Origin of the sequence: Mycobacterium sp. shizuoka-1 (genome assembly GCF_002723835.1) — a bacterium.
Lineage (GTDB): Bacteria > Actinomycetota > Actinomycetes > Mycobacteriales > Mycobacteriaceae > Mycobacterium.
The window spans coordinates 56,341-74,708 of sequence record NZ_BEWG01000013.1 but is presented as its reverse complement, the minus strand read 5'-3'; the positions used below and the strand labels follow the sequence as shown (position 1 = coordinate 74,708).

At 67.3% G+C, this 18,368-nt stretch carries 17 protein-coding genes; 10 read left to right on the top strand and 7 right to left on the bottom strand.

Annotation, left to right across the window (positions count from 1 at the left end; all coding sequences use genetic code 11):
- The first annotated feature begins 203 nt into the window (after positions 1-203).
- Both MSZK_RS03420 and MSZK_RS03415 read left to right on the top strand, forming a co-directional pair.
- Positions 204-1,964 carry an amidohydrolase family protein gene (locus MSZK_RS03420; protein WP_099244832.1) on the top strand — a complete coding sequence of 587 codons (1,761 nt, stop codon included), beginning with the start codon at positions 204-206 and terminating at the stop codon, positions 1,962-1,964.
- A gap of 44 nt (positions 1,965-2,008) precedes the next feature.
- Positions 2,009-2,875, top strand: coding sequence for a rhomboid family intramembrane serine protease (locus tag MSZK_RS03415; protein ID WP_099244830.1), 867 nt, complete (start codon positions 2,009-2,011; stop codon positions 2,873-2,875).
- Here the strand turns inward: MSZK_RS03415 and MSZK_RS03410 are convergent.
- Positions 2,872-3,324 carry a hypothetical protein gene (locus MSZK_RS03410; RefSeq protein ID WP_099244828.1) on the bottom strand — a complete coding sequence of 151 codons (453 nt, stop codon included), beginning with the start codon at positions 3,322-3,324 and terminating at the stop codon, positions 2,872-2,874. The genes MSZK_RS03415 and MSZK_RS03410 overlap by 4 nt on opposite strands.
- A 202-nt stretch (positions 3,325-3,526) precedes the next feature.
- Here MSZK_RS03410 and MSZK_RS03405 point away from each other — a divergent pair, with 202 nt between their 5' ends.
- Together MSZK_RS03405 and MSZK_RS03400 are read left to right on the top strand one after the other, a co-directional pair.
- A complete protein-coding gene (locus MSZK_RS03405) occupies positions 3,527-5,455 on the top strand; it encodes a potassium transporter Kup (protein ID WP_099244826.1) in 1,929 nt (642 codons plus the stop codon).
- A 27-nt stretch (positions 5,456-5,482) separates the two neighbouring features.
- A complete protein-coding gene (locus tag MSZK_RS03400) occupies positions 5,483-6,691 on the top strand; it encodes an FAD-dependent oxidoreductase (protein ID WP_099244824.1) in 1,209 nt (402 codons plus the stop codon).
- Between the two features lie 55 nt (positions 6,692-6,746).
- Here the strand turns inward: MSZK_RS03400 and MSZK_RS03395 are convergent, their stop codons facing one another.
- Positions 6,747-7,499: an SDR family NAD(P)-dependent oxidoreductase gene (locus MSZK_RS03395; RefSeq protein WP_099244822.1), complete on the bottom strand. Its 753-nt coding sequence runs from the start codon at positions 7,497-7,499 to the stop codon at positions 6,747-6,749.
- Between the two features lie 125 nt (positions 7,500-7,624).
- Here MSZK_RS03395 and MSZK_RS03390 point away from each other — a divergent pair, with 125 nt between their 5' ends.
- Complete coding sequence (locus tag MSZK_RS03390) at positions 7,625-8,635, top strand: zinc-binding dehydrogenase (protein ID WP_099244820.1); 1,011 nt, start codon at positions 7,625-7,627, stop codon at positions 8,633-8,635.
- Positions 8,636-8,638: 3 nt separating this feature from the next.
- Here the strand turns inward: MSZK_RS03390 and MSZK_RS03385 are convergent, their stop codons facing one another.
- Together MSZK_RS03385 and MSZK_RS03380 are read right to left on the bottom strand one after the other, a co-directional pair.
- Positions 8,639-9,535 (bottom strand): LLM class flavin-dependent oxidoreductase, encoded by an 897-nt coding sequence (locus tag MSZK_RS03385; RefSeq protein WP_371411284.1) that lies wholly within the window; start codon positions 9,533-9,535, stop codon positions 8,639-8,641.
- A 35-nt stretch (positions 9,536-9,570) separates the two neighbouring features.
- A complete protein-coding gene (locus MSZK_RS03380; protein WP_199203173.1) occupies positions 9,571-10,119 on the bottom strand; it encodes a TetR/AcrR family transcriptional regulator in 549 nt (182 codons plus the stop codon).
- Positions 10,120-10,223: 104 nt separating this feature from the next.
- Between MSZK_RS03380 and MSZK_RS03375 the strand changes: the two genes are divergently transcribed.
- Genes MSZK_RS03375 through MSZK_RS03355 form a run of 5 tightly spaced genes read left to right on the top strand, consistent with a single transcriptional unit; the run spans position 10,224 to position 14,345 of the window.
- Complete coding sequence (locus MSZK_RS03375; RefSeq protein WP_099244816.1) at positions 10,224-11,465, top strand: cytochrome P450; 1,242 nt, start codon at positions 10,224-10,226, stop codon at positions 11,463-11,465.
- A 14-nt stretch (positions 11,466-11,479) separates the two neighbouring features.
- Positions 11,480-11,674: a ferredoxin gene (locus MSZK_RS03370; protein ID WP_099244814.1), complete on the top strand. Its 195-nt coding sequence runs from the start codon at positions 11,480-11,482 to the stop codon at positions 11,672-11,674.
- 3 nt (positions 11,675-11,677) lie between these two features.
- Positions 11,678-12,382: an NIPSNAP family protein gene (locus MSZK_RS03365; RefSeq protein ID WP_099244812.1), complete on the top strand. Its 705-nt coding sequence runs from the start codon at positions 11,678-11,680 to the stop codon at positions 12,380-12,382.
- Positions 12,382-13,605: a cytochrome P450 gene (locus tag MSZK_RS03360; protein ID WP_099244809.1), complete on the top strand. Its 1,224-nt coding sequence runs from the start codon at positions 12,382-12,384 to the stop codon at positions 13,603-13,605. Before MSZK_RS03365 ends, MSZK_RS03360 begins: the two co-directional genes overlap by 1 nt.
- Before the next feature lie 53 nt (positions 13,606-13,658).
- On the top strand, positions 13,659-14,345 hold the full coding sequence (locus tag MSZK_RS03355) for a TetR/AcrR family transcriptional regulator (protein ID WP_233211100.1): 687 nt from the start codon (positions 13,659-13,661) through the stop codon (positions 14,343-14,345).
- On the opposite strand, the gene MSZK_RS03350 is transcribed toward MSZK_RS03355, so the two are convergent.
- From MSZK_RS03350 to MSZK_RS03340, 3 genes are all read right to left on the bottom strand, one after another.
- Positions 14,317-15,285 (bottom strand): enoyl-CoA hydratase/isomerase family protein, encoded by a 969-nt coding sequence (locus MSZK_RS03350; protein ID WP_099244967.1) that lies wholly within the window; start codon positions 15,283-15,285, stop codon positions 14,317-14,319. The two genes, MSZK_RS03355 and MSZK_RS03350, sit on opposite strands and share 29 nt — an antisense overlap.
- 134 nt (positions 15,286-15,419) lie before the next feature.
- Complete coding sequence (locus tag MSZK_RS03345; RefSeq protein WP_099244965.1) at positions 15,420-17,681, bottom strand: molybdopterin-dependent oxidoreductase; 2,262 nt, start codon at positions 17,679-17,681, stop codon at positions 15,420-15,422.
- 14 nt (positions 17,682-17,695) lie between these two features.
- A complete protein-coding gene (locus MSZK_RS03340) occupies positions 17,696-18,253 on the bottom strand; it encodes a TetR/AcrR family transcriptional regulator (RefSeq protein WP_099244807.1) in 558 nt (185 codons plus the stop codon).
- Positions 18,254-18,368: the final 115 nt, after the last annotated feature.

The window sequence follows — 18,368 nt, the reverse complement described above, 5'->3', positions numbered from 1 at the left end:
CCTATATCCGCACGTCAAACATCATGTGAAAGGCCTGAGAAAGCGGCACCGAGGAAGAGTTCTGGCAAATATTTACGTCAATAACAATTGAATCCGTAGGCCGGTATGGCCAACGGGCTGTGATGACAGTTTTGGAATTGTGTCTACCCATTGTCTGTGACCCGCATTACTCTGGCTGTCGGCGCACCGTCGAGGAGGCACAGATGTATGACCTGACGATCACTGGCGGCACTGTCGTGGACGGCACCGGGGACAAGCCGTTCCGCGCCGACATCGGCATCAAGGACGGCCGGGTCGTCGAGGTCCGCCGCCGCGACGGTGACGACGCCGGGTTGCAGGGCGAGTCCGCCGAGAGCATCGACGCCACCGGCAAGATCGTCACCCCTGGGTTCGTGGACATCCATACCCACTACGACGGACAGATCAGCTGGGACGGACTGCTCGAGCCCAGCAGCATGCACGGCGTGACCACCGTGGTCAGCGGCAACTGTGGCGTGGGTTTCGCCCCAGTGCAACCGGGCCGCGAGCAGTGGCTGATCGAGCTGATGGAAGGGGTCGAGGACATCCCGGGCACGGCACTGACCGAGGGCATCACCTGGGGCTGGGAAAGCTTCCCGCAGTACCTCGACGCCATCGAAAAGCAGTCGCTGGCAGTCGATTTCGGAACCCAGATCGCGCACGGAGCGGTCCGCGGCTACGCCATGGGCGATCGCGGCGCCCGCAACGAGGCCGCCACCGAGGACGATATCGCCGCGATGGCCCGCATCGTCCAGGAAGCCGTCGAGGCCGGGGCGCTGGGATTCTCGACTTCGCGGACCGAAGCCCACCGGGCCATCGACGGTGAGCCGGTGCCCGGCACCTACGCCGCCGAGGACGAGCTGTTCGCGCTCGGCCGGGCGATGGCCGCGGGCGGGCAAGCGGTATTCGAGGTCGCGCCGGCGGGAACGGCGGGGGAGAGCCTCGACGGTCCGCTGCGGGAGCTGGACTGGATGGTCCGGCTCGCGGCCGAGATCGACCGGCCGCTGTCGTTCGCGATGGTGCAGACGCAGTCCGCGCCCGACCTGTGGAAAAAGCAGCTCGACATCGCGGGGCAGGCACTCGACGACGGAATCCGGGTGCACCCGCAATTCGCCGCCCGCCCGTTCGGCATGCTGTTCGGTTTCGAGGGCTACCACGCCTTCACCCACCGGCCGACGTTCCGGACGTTGAAGGCCGAGCTGAGCCCCGCGGATCTGCGTGCCCGGCTTGCCGATCCGGCCGTGCGGGCCGCGATCCTGGCCGATGTCGATCTGCCGCCGCAACCGATTCCGTTGTTCGACGCCCTCTACGCGATGATCCAGCACAGCGCGGACAGCATCTACGCGATCGGCGACCCGCCGGACTACGAGCCGACCCCGGATCGGACCGTCGGCGCGATCGCCCGGGCCCGGGGTGAGGACCCGTTGGCCACGATGTACGACCTGATGCTGGAGTCCGACGGCACCGCGATGCTGATGATGCCGTTCTTCAACTACGTCGAGGGCAATCACGAGGCGATCTACGAGATGATGACCCACCGCGCCGCGGTGTCCGGGCTCTCCGACGGCGGCGCGCACTGCGGGTTGATCTGTGACGCGTCGTATCCGACGTTCATGCTCACCCACTGGGCCCGCGACCGCAGACGCGGACCGAAGTTCCCGATCGAGTACGTGGTGCGTAAGCAGACCCTCGACACCGCAACCCTCTTCGGCCTGACCGACCGGGGAGTGCTGAGCGTTGGCAAGAAGGCCGACGTCAACGTGATCGACCTGGATGCGCTGACCCTGGGTGTGCCCCGGATGGCCTATGACCTGCCGGCCGGCGGGAACCGGCTGATGCAGGGCGCCAGCGGCTACGAGGCCACCGTCGTCAGCGGCGTGGTCACCCGCCGCCACGGCGCCGACACGGGAGCCCGCCCGGGCAAAGTACTGCGCGGCGTGCGCTGAGTGCCGTGCCGCGCGCGCGGCACAGTATCTTCGGTGGCAGGACTATGAGCATCCCCTACACACCGCAAACCCCCGCGGGCACACCGACCTGTTACCGGCATCCCGACCGCCCGACCTACGTGTCGTGTGCGCGCTGTCAGCGACCCATCTGTCCGGACTGCATGCGCAGCGCGTCGGTCGGCCACCAGTGCGTGGACTGTGTGGCCACCGGTGCCCGCAGCGTGCGCCCGATCCGCACCGCTGCGGGGGGTATCGCGCGCTCCGGTCAACCCGTGATCACCTATGGGCTGATCGCCGTCAATGTGGTGATGTTCGTGCTGACGATGGTGTCGAGGGATTTGCAGCGCGAACTCGTGCTGTGGGCGCCCGCCGTCGCCGGCGGCGAGTACTACCGCCTGGTGACGTCGGCGTTCCTGCACAACGACGTCCTGCACATCCTGTTCAACATGTGGGCGCTGTACGTGCTCGGGCCGCCGCTGGAGGCCTGGCTTGCCCGGCTGCGGTTCGGCGCGCTCTACGGGCTCAGCGCGCTCGGCGGCTCGGTGCTGGTGTACTGGCTGGCACCGTTCGGATCCGCTACGGCAGGTGCTTCAGGGGCGATCTTCGGGCTGTTCGGGGCCACGCTGGTCCTCGCCAAGCACCTGCGACTCGACATGCGCTGGCTGGTCGCGATCATCGCCGCCAACCTGATCCTGACGTTCACGGTGCCCGGGATCAGCTGGCAGGGTCATATCGGCGGCCTGGTCACCGGGGCATTGATCGCCGCGCTGTTCGTCAATACGCCGCGTGAACGCCACCGCAACCTGGTCCAAGCCGGCGTGTGCGCGGTCGTGCTGGTGGTGTTCGTGGCGCTGATCTACTGGCGCACAGCCGAGTTGGTGTCCCAGTACGGGGCACTCATCACCGGCTAGAGCCGGGTCAGCCAGAACGGATAGGTGAAGGTGCCGCCCGGCGCCCCGTCACAGCCGGCGTCGAACGAGGACTGCAGCGTTCCCGACAGGGTGGTGGCATCCCAGGTGTAGACGTCGTGGGTGGGGATCACCGGTCCGTAGTAGATGTCGCCGCACCGCAGCCCGTCCGGAACGTCGACGGTCATCGTGTACTGGCCGTTCTCCAGGGTGGCGATGCCGTACCAGGCATAGGCCTTGGCGATCGGCATGGGGTTGGCCGAGATCCGCACGCACGTCGGCGAGAACACGATCTGCTGCGGGCAGGGGTTGGCCGCCCACGCCCAGGTATGGAAGTCACGCCGGTCCGGGATGATGAAGTTGTAGTTGCCCGGCCACAGCTCAGCGGAAGCCGGCGGAGCCAGCGTCACCGCGGCGGCGGCGAGCGCAACGCCCAATGTCAACGTCCGCACAGGCGGTTCCCTTCGTCTGGTGGTTCGACGAGAAATCTAAGCGGTGTGGTCACCTGAATCGACCGGAATCTGCAATGTCGCGGCCGTGACGAAGGCGATACACATCGGCTCCACCGTACGTGCACACAGGGATCTGACAGCTACCATTCACTGCACGTCGCCGGGGATCGACGCCAGGCGGACCGATCAAGAGGACTGACCTGTGAGCACAGACTTCGCGGTTCCGGTTCACGCGGTGGCGGGCAAGGCCCGAACCGGCATCGTCATCGGGGCGCTCGGCGTGGTGTTCGGCGATATCGGTACCAGCCCGATCTACACCGTGCAGACGCTGTTCAATCCCGGTGATCCGCACCCGGTGCCGATCACCCCGGCCAACGTGTACGGCGTGGTGTCGTTGATCTTCTGGTCGGTGATGATCATCGTCACCCTCACCTACGTCACCCTGGTCATGCGGGCCGACAACGAGGGTGAGGGCGGTGTCATGGCGCTCATCACGCTGGTGCGCAGGCTGGGCCGGCGGTCCAGTCCGCGGATCATCAGCGCCCTGTCCGCCCTCGGAATCCTCGGTGCGGCACTGTTTTTCGGTGACAGCATGATCACGCCGGCGATATCGGTGCTGTCGGCGGTGGAAGGCCTCAAGGTCGTCGACCCGTCGCTCTCGGAGCTGGTGGTACCGATCACCGCGCTGATCATCGTGGGGCTGTTCGCGGTACAACGACACGGCACCGCGGTGGTCGGGCGGTTCTTCGGGCCGGTGATGATCGTCTGGTTCCTGGTGATCGGCGCGTGCGGGGTGCGCGGCATCCTCGGCCACCCGCAGATTCTGAAAGCGCTGTCGCCGACCTATGCGCTCGAGTTCATGGTCGGCCACTTCCATATCGCCTTCTTCGCGCTCGCCGCCGTCGTCCTGGCGGTCACCGGTGCCGAGGCGCTCTATGCCGACATGGGGCACTTCGGCCGCAAGGCCATCACCTGGGGGTGGCTCGGCCTGGTGCTGCCGGCGCTGGTGCTCAACTACCTCGGCCAGGGCGCGCTGCTGCTCGGCAACCAGAGCGTGGTCAACGCCCCGTTCTTCCTTCTGGTGCCGGCCGGCTGGGAGTTGCCGATGATGATTCTGGCCACCGCGGCCACCGTGATCGCCTCCCAGGCGGTGATCACGGGCGCGTACTCGGTGGCCTCGCAGGCCGCCCAGCTCGGGTACCTGCCGAGGCTGCGGATTGCACACACCTCGGCGTCGTCGATCGGCCAGATCTACGTGCCGTGGATCAACGGCATGCTGATGGTGGCGGTGCTGATCCTGGTGTTCGCGTTCCGCAGTTCGGCGGCCCTGGGCTACGCCTACGGAATGGCGGTCACCGGCACGATCACCATCACCACCCTGCTGTTTCTCTACATCGCGCACACCCGCTGGCGGTGGCCGCTGTGGATGGTGATTGTCGGCGGCGGCGCTCTGCTGGTGGTCGATCTCATGTTCCTGGCGGCGAACCTGACCAAGCTCGTGCACGGCGCGTGGCTGCCGCTGCTGATCGGGGTGGTGACGTTCACGGTGTTGATCACCTGGCAGCGCGGCAGTGCGGTCGTCTCCAGTGCACGGGAGCGGGCCGAGGGACCGCTGCACCCGTTCATCGACGAGGTCGCCAACCACATCCCGCCGTTCCCCCGGGTTCCGGGCACTGCGGTGTTCCTCAACCGCGAGAGCGAGACTGCGCCGCTCTCGATGCGCGCCAACGTCCTCCACAATCATGTGGTCCACGAACGGGTGATCATCCTGTCGATCGTGGTGCCCCCGCTGCCCCGGGTCGCTGACGAGGACCGCATCACCGTCGACGACCTCGGTGATCCCGACGACGGCATCTACTACGTGGCCGCCCAGTTCGGCTACATGGAGCGCCCCGACGTCCCCGCGGCGCTGCGGATGGTGGACCCGGCGCTGATCGGCGGCCCGATCGACTGCGAGGGTGCTTCATACTTCCTGTCCAAGATCGAACTGGTGCCTGGCGATCAGCCCACGATGGCTCCGTGGCGCAAGCGGATCTTCATCGCGACCTCGTTCATGGCGGCCGATTCGGTGGGCTATTTCGGACTGCCCGGCGACCAGACCGTGCTGATCGGATCCCGAATACAGGTCTAGGGATACCCGGCGGACTACGGTGAGGCCATGACCGACTCCACCACATGTGCGATCGTCGGCGGCGGCCCCGCCGGCATGGTGCTCGGGTTGCTGTTGGCCAGGGCGGGCATCGAGGTCACCGTGCTGGAGAAGCACGCCGACTTCCTGCGCGACTTCCGCGGCGACACAGTGCATCCCAGCACTCTGCAGCTGCTTGACGAGTTGGGTCTGGGCCGGCGGTTCGACGCGATACCGCACAGCAAGGTTGATCACGCGGAATTCCCCATCGGCGGCCGGCAGGTGACGATGGTGGATTTCCGCCGGCTGCGCACCCCGCACCCCTATGTTGCGATGGTGCCGCAGTGGGATCTGCTGAATCTGCTTGCCGATGCCGGCCAGGCCGAGCCCACCTACACGCTGCGGCTGTGCCATGAGGTGACCGGCTTGCTGCGCGACGGCGGCCGGGTCACCGGCGTGCGGTACACCTCGCCGGACGGGGAAGGCGAGCTGCGGGCGGACCTGACGGTGGCCTGTGACGGACGGGGATCGATCCTGCGGCACAGCGCCGGATTGGCCGCGCGCGAATTCGCCGTGCCGTTCGATGTCTGGTGGTTCCGGCTGCCGCGAGAACAGGTGGGTCAATACACCCTGATTCCGCGGTTCAATCCCGGCCGCATGTTGATCATGATTCCGCGCGAGGGGTACTTCCAGATCGCGTTTCTGATTCCCAAGGGCAGCGATGCCGCGCTGCGGGCCCGAGGTCTGGGCACGTTCAAAGCCGAACTCGCCGAGCTGATGCCGGAGGCCGACGTCTCGTGCCTGACGTCGTGGGACGACGTGAAGTTCCTCGACGTGCGTCTCAACCGGCTGAACCGTTGGCACGTCGACGGGTTGCTCTGCATCGGTGACGCCGCGCACGCCATGTCCCCGGTCGGCGGCGTCGGCATCAACGTCGCGGTCCAGGATGCGGTCGCTGCGGCGGGACTGCTGGCCGAGCCGCTGCGCCGACGTGCCGTCACACCGGGTGATCTCGCTGCGGTGCGCCGCAGGCGGTTACCGCCCGCCGCGTTGACACAGGCGATCCAGCGGGTGATGCACCGGATGCTGGTGGCGCCGGTCATGGCCGGGGGCAGCGCCGAGCCGCCGGCGTTCATGGGCGCGGTGCTCCACCGTCTGCCCTGGCTGTCGGCCGTCCCGGCGTACTTCGTGGGCATGGGTATTCGTCCCGAGCACGCGCCGGAGTTCGCCCGTCGATAATTCGCGATTTCGGCGCGCTTTCGTTCGCTGAGCGACTGTTTCCGCGCCGAAATCGCTAGCCGCCGAGCATGATCAGCCCGCCGTCGACGGCGATCAGCTGGCCGGTGATGAAGTGTGAACCCTCGCCGGCCAGAAAGACCAGGACCGGCCCGAGGTCTCGGTCGGGATCGCCGAGCGCGCCACCCAGCGGAATGGTGGCCTTGATCTGTTGGTCGATGAACGGTGCCGCGTCCGGGCCGAGGAACTCACGCAATCGGTCGGCACCCCGGGTCTGCATCGCCGGAGCCAGCGCGTTGACCGTGACCCGGTCGGCGGCCCAGGCTTTGGCGGCCGAGCGGGTCCAGGCCGCGACCGCCCCCTTGGCCGCGGCGTACACCGCCGAGATCGGACTACCCATCACCGCCTCTGCCGAGCCGAAATTGATGATGCGCCCACCCGTGCGGCGCATCGCCGCGTACGCCGCCTGGTTGGTCAGAATCGTGGTCTTGACGTTGGTGTTCAGCGCGGCGTCGATGTCGGCGGCGGTGATGGTGCCCGGGACGCCCTGCTGCCACGAGCCTGCCGCGTTGACCAAGACATCGAGGCCGCCCATCGCGGCCACCGCGGCGTCGATCATCGCGTCCACCGCGGCGGGATCCCTGGCGTCGCAGGGCAGCCAGGTCGCCTGCGCCTGGTCGGCCGGCATGGTTTGGTGGTAGGTCGCGACGATCTGCGCGCCGGCGGCCGTCAGCGCCCGGACCGCTGCGGCACCCAGCCCGCTGGCCGCGCCGGTGACCACGACGCGGCGTCCGTCCAGGGGGAGGCTCATCGGGCGAACCGAGCCGACCCGGCGGCCGCGTGGCTTACCATAGCGGTCACGGTAGGGCGCGGCACCACGGGTGTCAACCGTCGAATATTCGAAAAGCTTTGTGCGAGTGGATCTGTGAGGACTCCGTGAGAGCAACCATGGTGACCGGGCCCGGTAGCACCGAGGTCGTCGAGGTTCCCGATCCGGAGGTCGGTCCGGGCGATGTCCTGGTGAAGATCAAAGCCTGCGGCGTCTGCGGCACCGATGCGCTGTACATCTCGATGGGCGGGCTGCCGCCGCATCAGGGGCGGATGGCACTCGGGCACGAGCCCGCCGGCGAGGTCGTCGAGATCGGCCGCGATGTCACCGACGTCCACGTCGGCGACCACGTGGTGATCAACCCGATCGGCGCGCCGAGCGGCATCATCGGCAACGGCGGTGCCACCGGCGCGCTGGCCGAGTATCTGCTGGTGGAAAGTGCCGTGCGGGGCCGGAGTTTGGAGGTGATCCCTGCCGAGATCCCGTACGAGGTCGCCGCCCTCAACGAACCGATGGCCGTGGCCAGACACGGGGTGAACCAGACCGCGCCGACGCCCGCGGACCGGGTCGCGGTATTCGGCGCCGGGCCGATCGGGCTCGGCGCCACCATGGCCTACAAGTCACTCGGGGTCGGCCACGTGACGGTGGTGGATCTGATCGAGTCGCGGTTGGACAAAGCGCTCGCCGTCGGTGCCGACGCGGTGATCAACGCCGCCGACGAGGACGTCTCGCGGCGTCTCGTCGAACTGCACGGCAAGGGCGAGGCGCAATGGCCGGGGAAGTCGGGGACCACCATCTACCTCGACGCCGCAGGGGCACCGTCGGTGATCAACACAGCGCTGGCGTCCGCCCAGCGCGGTGCCCGATTCGGGGTGGTGGCGGTGCACAAGGAGCCGGTCGCAGTCGATTTCCTCAACATCATGGCCAACGAGATCACCATCGTCGGGTCGATGGGCTATCCCACCGAAATATTCGAGGTGACAAAGGATCTCGTTGCCAACTGGAAGAAGTACGCGGTGATCGTCAGCCACACCTTCGGTTTCGACGAGGTCCAGGAAGCGTTGCGCACAGCCGCGACACCGGGGGCGGCCGACAAGGTCGTCGTCACCTTCGACTGACACTCACAGTTGTGGCAGCACCTCACCGGCCAGCAACTCCAGCGTTGCGTCCGACGCCCGGTCGTGGGTGAACAGCACCACCTGACCGAAACCCATCTCGCGCAGCTGACCGAGCCGGTCGACGATCGCTGGTGACGTCCCGATCAGGCCGCCGTCTTGTAGGCCGAAGCCCGGTGCGCCGAAGCGTTTTTCGGCGGTCCGCCGGACATCGCCCAAGGCGGCCTGGTCTGGGGCGATGGCCAGCACGGCCTCCACCGACATCACGATGGTCGCCGGGTCCCGCCCGATCTCGTCACACAGGCTGCGCAGGACGGCGAGCTTGCGCACCATGTCGCCCAGTGCGTAGGTGGGGACGTTCCAGACGTCGGCGTAGCGGGCCACCAGCGGCAGGGTGTACTTCTCGCCCGCCCCGCCGACCACGATGGGCGGGCGGGGCTGCTGTATCGGCCCGGGTCTGATCGGCATATCGTGGACCGTGTAATGCGTTCCGGCGAAGTCGATCCGCTGTTCGGCGAACGCCTGAGTGAGAATCTCGAGGGTCTCTCGCAGACGATCGGACCGCCGCGCGAACGAGCCCCAGTCCAGTCCTAGCCGGTGGTGTTCGTCGTCGAGGGAGCCGCTGCCGATGCCTAGCTGCAAACGGCCCTCGGAGATCTGATCCAGCGTGGTGGCCATCTTGGCCAGCACCGCTGGATGACGGAATTGGTTGCACAGCACCAGATGTCCGACGCGCAGCCGCTCGGTCCGGCTCAGCAGCGCGGTGGCCAGTGTCCACGCCTCCAGCGAGTCGATGTCGGGGAGTCCGGGGCCGTACATGTGGTCGTAAAGCCACAGTGAGCCGATGCCGAGCTCCTCGCAGCGTTTCGCGCGGTGCAACACGTCGCCGAAAGACAAACCCATCTGCGGGACGTAGACCCCGATGTCCAGGGGTGCCGTCACTGCTTGATGCCGACAGCGTGGCGCAGCTGAGCCAGGAACTGGGCGGCGTCGTCGCTGCGAACGACGTAGTGCGAAACCGCGATCCGAATCGCGGTGGCGGCCTTGATCTCGGCGTTGGGCCCGGTCAGCAGCCGTTGCAGCCGTGCGCGCATCACCGGCAGGATCCGCGACAGCTGGGCGATGACCACCTCGGGTTCGATGTCGATGAGCCGCACCCCGGAATAGGTCTGCTGGTAGGCAACGATGAACTGCAGTGCCGCGTCCAGCTTGTCGGTGCCGCGCAGCCCGGCGGTGGCGCGGCTGATGCCGGTGTCGAACAGCTCTCGTTCGTAGGCGCCGAACGCGTCGAGCAGTTCGGACTTGGATGCGAACCAGCGATACAGGGTGGGCCGCGAGACGCCGGCTTGCAGGGCAACCTCGGAGAGGCTGAGTTTGGTCTGGCCGTTTCGGGCGAGCACCTCGGCGGTGGCGTTGAGGATGCGACGACGCGACGAGGACTCGTCCTCCTCGGGTATCGCGGTGCTTCCCGCCTGCGCCTGGCCCACGTGTACAGGATTACAGGTCGACGCCGACGTGTCACGCCGGTTGGCGCATCCGAGACCGAAAACACTGTCTTTACAAAATCTGGGCAGAATGTCACGCTGGGCACGTGGCCGGGGACCAGCGTGCGTACAGCACCCACGACATCACGTCGCGGCAATTCTGGGCCCAGCCCTTCGACATCCGCGATCGGACCTTCGCCGCGCTGCGGGCCACCGACGGCCTCACCTGGCACCAGCCGTTTCCCTCGCTGTTCCCGCTGGAGGAGCCCGGCTACTGGGCGTTGACCCGCCGCGAGGACATCGTGCATGTCAGCCTGCATCCAGAACTGTTCAGCTCGGCGCAGGGCATCGCGCTCGACCCGATGCCCGCCGAGATCCAGCGCATCGCCACATTCTTCTTGATGATGGATCCGCCGCAGCACACCACGTACCGCCGGCTGATCAGTTCGGCGTTCACCCCGCGCAACGTGGCCCAGATCGACGAGCAGGTCCGCAAGAATGCGGCCACCGTGGTCGACGAACTCGTCGGCGCCGGCGAGGTTGACTTCGTGGCCGCCTGCTCGGCGCGGCTGCCGATGATGACGATCTCGGAGATGCTCGGGGTACCGAACTCCGAGCGGGAGGCCGTGGCCAAGGCCGCCGAGAAGCTGTTCTCGATGAGCGACGACGAGTACGCCACCATCGAGGAGCGGGCCGAAGCCACCGTCAACGAGATGTTTCTGTTGGCCGGTACCGGGATCGAGTTGGCCAAGTTCCGCCGCCGCCATCCGGGCGACGACCTGATGACCAGCATCGTCAACGCCGAGGTCGACGGGCACCGGCTCACCGACGAGGAAATCGGGGCGTTCCTGATCCTGCTCGCCTCGGCCGGCAACGACACCACCAAGCAGACGACATCGCACGCGATGCTCGCCTTGGCGGCCAATCCGGAGCAGCGGGCCTGGCTGATGGCCGACTTCGACAGCAGGATCGGGCCCGCGGTCGAGGAGTTCATCCGCTGGGCGACGCCGGTGCTGCAGTTCGCCCGGATCGTCACCGAGGACACCGACCTCGCGGGCCAGCGCCTGGCTGCCGGTGACAAGCTCGGGTTGTTCTACTGCTCGGCCAACCGGGACGAATCCGCCTTCGACCGGCCGGAGGTCTTCGACCTGGGGCGCTCGCCGAACCCGCACCTCGGCTTCGGTGGCGGTGGCCCGCACTTCTGCCTCGGCAACCAGCTCGCCCGCACAGAGTTGAGAAATCTGTTCCGCGAGTTGTTGTTCCGAGTGGATGTCGAACTCGGTGAGCCCGACTATCTGCTCAGTAGTTTCGTCCACGGGATCAAGCGGATCCCGGCGTTCGTGCGGTGAGGACGGGTTCGTACATGCGCATCGAAGTGGACCTGGGCAAGTGCACGGGGCACGGTATCTGCGAGACCATCGCCGAGGACGTCTTCTCGGTCGACGATGACGGCAGCGTCCGCATTCACGGCGATCAGCGGCCCGAGTCGGACCGGGCGCGGATGCAGCAGGCAGTCATTCAGTGTCCCGCCGCCGCGCTGCACCTGGTCGAGGACTGACCGGTGAAGAAGTTCTACAGCCATACCCTGCTGTACCTGCACGAGACGGTCGCGCTGGGCCGCGAGCGTAGCGACCGCTTCACCGAGACGTTCAGCGCCGTCTATCACCCGATGATGGAAGAGCTGGGAGCGCGGCTGTTCTCGATCTGGGAGACCACGCCGTACAACGGTCACTGGCCGCAGGTGACGATCATCTGGGAGATCGACACGTTCGCCGACTACGCCCGCATCGGCCGGGCGCAAAGCACCGGCGGGAGCCACCGAGCGGCCGCGGCGCAATGGGCGGACTACCTCGCCGGCGTCGGTGCGTCGGGGGAGGGGCGGATCATGTACGCCGGCCGCAGCAATCGGACACTCGCCGAGTTGACGGAGGCGAAGTTCGGTGCCGGGCTGGTGATCCAGGAGATCATGCAGACCAAACCGGGCCGCCAGGACGACTACATCCGCGAGTTGGAACGTCTGTACGTCCCGTGGTCGGAGCGCACCGGCAAACGCTGGCTCGGATCGTTCATCACGACGTTCCGGTTCAACGAGGTGATCCACTACTGGGCGCTCGACGACGGGTGGGCCTGCTTCGAGAACCACTATCCGTCGTGGAAAGACAGTCCGCCGGCCGAGATCGTCACCTGGATGAGCGTGGCACCGGCGTTACGGGACGGCTGGGAGGATTCGATTCTGCAAGCACTGCCCCCGTCTCCACTTCGGTAATGGCTGTGGCACAGTCCTTCTCGTACCACCCCTTCGACCCGGCGGTGATGACAGATCCGCGGCCGTACTACCGAACGCTGCGCGATCACCACCCGCTCTATTACATCGACGCCCTCGACACGTATGCGGTATCCCGTTTCGCCGATGTCTGGCAGGTGCTCGAGGTCAACGACGGGACGTTCGTGGCTTCCGAGGGGACGCTGCCGGCCGCCGCGGTGCTGGCCCGCCACAACGACGGGCCGGTCGCCGACCCGCCCTTGCACCCCTTGCCGTTTCATGCCAACTTCGACGCTCCGCTCTACGACGAGGTACGGCGGTGCACCGCCGGGCAGTTCCGGCCGAAGTCGGCCGCCGGTTGGCAGGACCGGATCCGGGAGCTGGCCAACGAGCGTCTCGACGACCTTCTGCCCCGGGCCTCCTTCGACCTGACTCAGGATTACGCAGGCATCGTCGCGGCCACGGTCGTCTGCGAACTGGTCGGCGTGCCGGCTGATCTGGCTGCCGACGTGCTGGCCACCGTGAATGCGGGCAGCCTGGCGCAGCCGGGCAGCGGGGTCGAGGTGGCCAACGCCAGGCCGGGCTACCTGGAATACCTGATCCCGGTGGTCGAGCGGGTGCGTGCCGGTGCGGTCGCCGACCCGCCGCCGATCGTGGAGAAGCTGCTGGCCTACCAGTTGCCGGACGGGTCGAGGCTGTCCGACAGTGAGATCGCCGTGCAGATGCTGGGGGTGTTCATCGGCGGGACCGAGACGGTGCCGAAGATCGTCGCCCATGGGCTGTGGGAACTCAGCCGCCATCCCGACCAGCTGGCCGCGGTGCGGGCCGATCCGGCGGCCACCGTGCCGGTGGCCCGCGAGGAGATCATCCGCTATTGCGCGCCGGCCCAGTGGTTCGCTCGAACCCTACGGCGGCCCTTCACTATCCACCACACGACGATCCGGCCCGGGCAGCGCATCATCACCTTGCTGGCGTCGGCCAACGCCGACGAGCGGGAGTTCCCCGAGCCGGAGACGTTCCGCTGGGACAGGCCCATCGCACGGTCGTTGGCATTCGGTCGCGGCCAGCACTTCTGCCTGGGCTATCACTTGGCCCGGTTGGAGATCGCGGTCATGCTGCAGGAATGGCTGCGCCGCGTGCCGGCCTACCACGTTGTCGCCGAGCAGGCGTCGCGACCGCCGTCGAGCTTCCAGTGGGGCTGGAACAGCGTGCCCGTGCAGGTGTGAGGAGCACTGGTCCGGGCTTGATTTAGGTGTGGGCCTTGTGTTCACTGACAGCGGTGAGCCCCGCCAAGGACCCGAGCACGGACCGGTCGTCGGTCACCCGGGTTGCGCTGTTGGTGGCCGCAGAGCGACTCTTTGCCGAGAACGGCGTGCACGCGGTGTCGAACCGCCAGATCAGCGAGGCGGCCGGCCAAGGCAACAACGCCGCAGCCTGCTACCACTTCGGGTCGCGAGCCGACCTGCTGCGCGCGATCGAGTCTCGCCACCACGGCGCCATCGACGAGATTCGGCGGCGCAGGCTCGCCGACCTGCCCGCGGCTCCGCAGCTGCGGGACTGGATCGGCATCCTGGTCTACCCGCTGACCGAGCATCTGGAGTCTCTCGGATCACCCACGACGTACGCGCGTTTCGCGGCTCAGGTGATGGCCGACCCCGCCTGTCGGGAGCAGGTCGGGTCGGAGGCGATGACGTCCGAGCTCATGGTCAAGACGGTGCGGGGGATCAACCGTTGCCTGCCTGAGCGCCCCAAGCGGGTCCGGGTGATCCGCTGGACGATGGCGCGAAATCTGTTGATGCACACCTGCGCCGAGATTGAAGGCGAGCGTGCCGGCGGCCCGGCTGCCGGTCCGAGCTGGTCGGTGGTGGGTGACGAACTGGTCGACGCACTGGTCGGATTGTGGGAGGCCCCCGATGTCCCGGCGCGGGGAGCCAGGGTCAGGGCTTCCTACGCCCGGAGTGGCTGAGTCGCCACTCCGGCGGGAAGTTCAGGTCGTTGTCCTTGACGACGTTGTTCAGCCCCTTCTCGAAGGTGCCCTCGGTCAGGTCGGGGTAGTTGGGCCGGTCGTTGGTCATCATCGGCAGCATGCCTTCGACCACACCGGTCAGCAGGCTGCCGAAGTACTCACCCTTGTGCTGCTTGTAGAGCTCGAGGAAGCTTTTCTGCACCACCACGGTGTCGGTGGGACGTGACTTGGAGCAGGCCATCGCGTACTTGAGCGTCTCGGCCTCGAGTTGTTCGCGTGGAACCACACTGTTGATGAAGCCGCAGTCGTACATCTCCGCTGCGGTGAACGGCCTTCCGGTGAAGAGCATTTCGGAGAACTTGCGCAGGCCCATGGTCTCGGCCCACCACCACAGCCGCGGGCCCCAGCCGACATACCGGAACGCCGGGTGGCCGAACAGCGCGTCGTCGGAGGACACCACGAGGTCCGCGTCGCCGGCCTGGTAGAAGTGCCAGCCGTAGCAGTACCCTTTGGCCTCCACGATCGTGACCTTCTTGCACTCCTGAAGTGGCCGGTTGCCGGCCCGGGCTTTGGCGTAGTGGTCGGTCAGGGTGTAGAGGTAGCGGTAGGAATCACCGGGCGGATACTTCACGCTGTCGTCGTTGATCGAAAGCTCATGCAGCAGAGGAGTTCCCGGATTCTCCAGCATCTCCCGCTGCTCGGGCAGGTCACCGCCGCTGCCGAAGTCGTTGCCCTCGCCCCGGATCACCACGACCTTGACGTCGTCGTCGACATTGCACTTGTGGATCATGTCGGCGAAGTTCTGCCGCATCCCCATGGTGGTCGAGTTCAACTCGTCGGGCCGGTCGAAGGTGATGTAGGCGATCCGGTTCGCGACATCCTTCTCGAACCTAATGAACGGCTCGACTTCCTTCTTCATCTCCTCGAAGTCGTGCTGCATCGTCATTGCTCCTGTCCTGGCGGCCGGCACGGCTGCCGGGCGACCGGCAGCGCCATGCCTGCAACCTAACGGGACCGGTCGACCGCGCGCAGTAAATCAAGCGATTTATTTACAGCGGGAGCAAGCCCGGGCGCTCAGCCGGCGGCGACCAGGCCGGCCGGTATCGCCTCGATGCGCGCGGGGACGTGCTTGTGCCACGGCGTGCCGGCGTAGGGGTCGCGCCAGTCGGTGGAGGTCAGTGCGTTCGGTGCGACGCCGGGAACCCGGCGCCGGCCGTCGGCGTCGACGTAATCCAGGCCGAAGCCGTTGGGCAGGGCGGCATGTCCAGGCAGCATGGTGTCGCTGATCTCGACCGTGGCCTCGGCGCTGCCCGCGGCGGTGGTGATTCGGGCCCGGCCGCCGTCGACCAGGCCGAGTGCGACGGCGTCGGCGGCGCTGACCCGCAGCGCCCCGTCGGCGTCGCGCTTTCGCCACGACGGGTCGCGCAGGATGTCGTTGGCGGTGAACGCCCGACGCTCCCCGGCCGACAGCACGATCGGGAACTCGGTGGTGGTCAACTCCGGCGGGGAGTCGGCCAAGGCCCGGATGTCGTCGAGCATCTCGGGGATCACCAGGGCGATCTTGCGGTCGGGAGGGTTCATCAGTGCCCAGTCGTCGGCGTATTCGTGCTCGGTGAACGTCACCCCGGATCTACTGGTGAGGATGGCCTCGAAGAGCGCGTTTCCGTCGGCATGACCCGCACGGCGTACCGCGTCCGGGTAGGCGGCGAAGGCTTTCTGGGCCAGCCCCCACAGGGCCGCCGCCCCGGCCAGGCCCTCGGGCAGAGTGGGCCCCAGCGTCTCGTAGAGCACGTGCGGCAACACCTTGCCCAGCGCCGGGTTGGCGGCCAGTTCGGTGAAGAACGCCTGGGCGTAGGCGTCGAGCCCTTGGCCGGCCGCCTCGCGCAGTGGGCGCAAGTCGTCGTCGCTGACCACACCGAGCGCACGGACCAGTCGGGCCCAGATCTCGGGTTCGGGCAGCGTGCCCGGTGTGGGTTCGAACAACCGGTGGCGCAGGTGAAACTCGTTGCGGGGGAACTCGAAGTTGAAGAAGGTGGCTTCCGGCTTCTCGAACTGGCTGGCCGCGGGCAGCACGTAGTGGGCCAGCCGCGCGGTCTCGGTCATAGCGACGTCGATCACCACGAGCAGTTCCAGCGATTCGAAGGCGGCGTGGCAGTTCTGCGAGTCGGCGATCGAATGAGCCGGGTTTGCGCTCTCGACCAGCATGGCCCGGAACCGGTCGGGGTGATCGGTCAGGATCTCTTCCGGCACCACATTCGACGGCATCAGGCCGGCGATGATCGGTGCGCCGGTCACCGGGCTGCGCCCGACCCCGCTGAGACTGAACAACGGCGCGAACGACGAATGGAGGTGTTGCCCACCGCGTTTGGCGAAGCTGCCGGTCAGGATCCACAACAGTTTGTTGAGGTAGGAGCACAGGGTGCTGTTGGGTGCCTGCTGGACGCCGAGGTCCTCGAAGACCGCCACCGAATCGGCCGCGGCGATCCGGCGCGCGGCCGCGCGTACCAATTCCTCGTCGACCCCGCTGCGCTGGGCGTATTCGCCGACGGGGATCGTCGCCAGCACCGCGCGGACGTCGTCGGCGCCCTGCACGTGCTCGGCGAGAAAGGCTTCGTCACAGAGGTTCTCCTGCACCAGCACCGCGGCCAGCGCGGCCAGGCACCAGGCGTCGGTGCCGGGCCGCACCCGCAGATGGAAGTCGGCCATCTTGGCGGTGTCGGTGACCACCGGGTCGATCACCACCATCGAGCGGGCCGGGTCCTTGGCGATGTCGTTGAGCACCGTGCGCGCCCGCGGGAAGCTCTGCGACATCCACGGGTTCTTGCCGACGAACACCGAGACCTCGGCGTGCTCGAACTCGCCCCGGGTATGGCCGCCGTAGAGCTGCATGTCCACCCAGTTCTCACCGGTCTTCTCCTGCGCCAGCGCATTGGACCGGTACCGGGAGCCGAGCAGCTTGAGGAAGGAGCTGCTGTAGGCGCCGCCCAGGTGGTTTCCCTGTCCGCCGCCGCCGTAGTAGAAGATCTTCTCCCCGCCGTAGGTGTCGGCGATGCGCCGAAAGCCCGCCGCGATCTCGGTGATCGCAGTGTCCCAGTCGATTTCCTCGTAGTCGCCGTCAGCAGTGCGGCGCATCGGCGAGGTGAGCCGGGCGCGGTTGTTCTGGTAGTGGTCCAGGCGCAACGCCTTGTTGCAGGTGTAGCCCTGCGAAGCGGGGTTGTCCTTGTCGCCGCGGATGCGGGCCAGGGTGCGGATCCCGTCCACAACGTCGGTCTGCACCACGATGCCGCAGTTGCATTCGCACAGGATGCAGGCCGTCGGTTGCCAGTCAGCGGACATCGGAACTTCCTTCCTCACTCGGCCTGCAGCAGGCCGCGCAGTTGCCGATGGACGATGTCGAGGGGGGCGATGTCGCGCGCCGCCCGGGCCAGCACGATGGCGCCTTCGAGGCCGGCGGTCAGCGTCACCGCCAGCTCCGCGGCGCGCCCGGCGGCGATGCCGTCGGCCATCAGGCGTTCGGTGATCAGGCCGTTCCACCGGGTGAACGTGGCGGCGGCCCGTTCGAGCACCGGGTTGTCGGTGCCCGGCTCGCCCGATTCGACCGCGACCGCCACCACCGGGCAGCCCGCCCGATAGTCGGTCTCCAGCAAGTTCTTGCGGTAGAAGCGCACCAGTGAGTCGAGCAATTCAGTGCTGCTGGTGGCTTTGGCCATCCGGGCCGCGACGAAATCGGCGACGTAATCGACCGCCTCACAGAGCAGTTGGGTGCGGCCGCCGGGAAAGTAGTGATACGCCGAGCCCCGCGGTGCACCACTGTGCGCCAGCACGTCGGCGATCGCCGTCGACTGCGCTCCGCGTTCGCGAATCAGCAGTGCGGCGGAGGCGACCATCCGGTCGCGCGGGCTCGTCATGCCTATGTATGCAACCATACATAACCACCTGGCGCCAGTGCCGGTTCATCGAGTCTGCGTACCGGGTGTGTTCTGGGCCCGCGCGGGCGCCCTCGGCGCAGAGTCGATGCGCCCA

What these genes read in the sequence shown, in the direction of transcription:
- MSZK_RS03395 (WP_099244822.1), bottom strand. Translation starts at nt 7,499, where the DNA reads ATGAGCCTCCCCCTGGACGGACGCCGCGTCGTGGTCACCGGCGCGGCC.
- MSZK_RS03350 (WP_099244967.1), bottom strand. Translation starts at nt 15,285, where the DNA reads ATGCAGCACGACTTCGAGGAGATGAAGAAGGAAGTCGAGCCGTTCATT.
- MSZK_RS03345 (WP_099244965.1), bottom strand. Translation starts at nt 17,681, where the DNA reads ATGTCCGCTGACTGGCAACCGACGGCCTGCATCCTGTGCGAATGCAAC.
- MSZK_RS03370 (WP_099244814.1), top strand. Translation starts at nt 11,480, where the DNA reads ATGCGCATCGAAGTGGACCTGGGCAAGTGCACGGGGCACGGTATCTGC.
- MSZK_RS03340 (WP_099244807.1), bottom strand. Translation starts at nt 18,253, where the DNA reads ATGACGAGCCCGCGCGACCGGATGGTCGCCTCCGCCGCACTGCTGATT.
- MSZK_RS03360 (WP_099244809.1), top strand. Translation starts at nt 12,382, where the DNA reads ATGGCTGTGGCACAGTCCTTCTCGTACCACCCCTTCGACCCGGCGGTG.
- MSZK_RS03415 (WP_099244830.1), top strand. Translation starts at nt 2,009, where the DNA reads ATGAGCATCCCCTACACACCGCAAACCCCCGCGGGCACACCGACCTGT.
- MSZK_RS03385 (WP_371411284.1), bottom strand. Translation starts at nt 9,535, where the DNA reads ATGGGTTTGTCTTTCGGCGACGTGTTGCACCGCGCGAAACGCTGCGAG.
- MSZK_RS03420 (WP_099244832.1), top strand. Translation starts at nt 204, where the DNA reads ATGTATGACCTGACGATCACTGGCGGCACTGTCGTGGACGGCACCGGG.
- MSZK_RS03400 (WP_099244824.1), top strand. Translation starts at nt 5,483, where the DNA reads ATGACCGACTCCACCACATGTGCGATCGTCGGCGGCGGCCCCGCCGGC.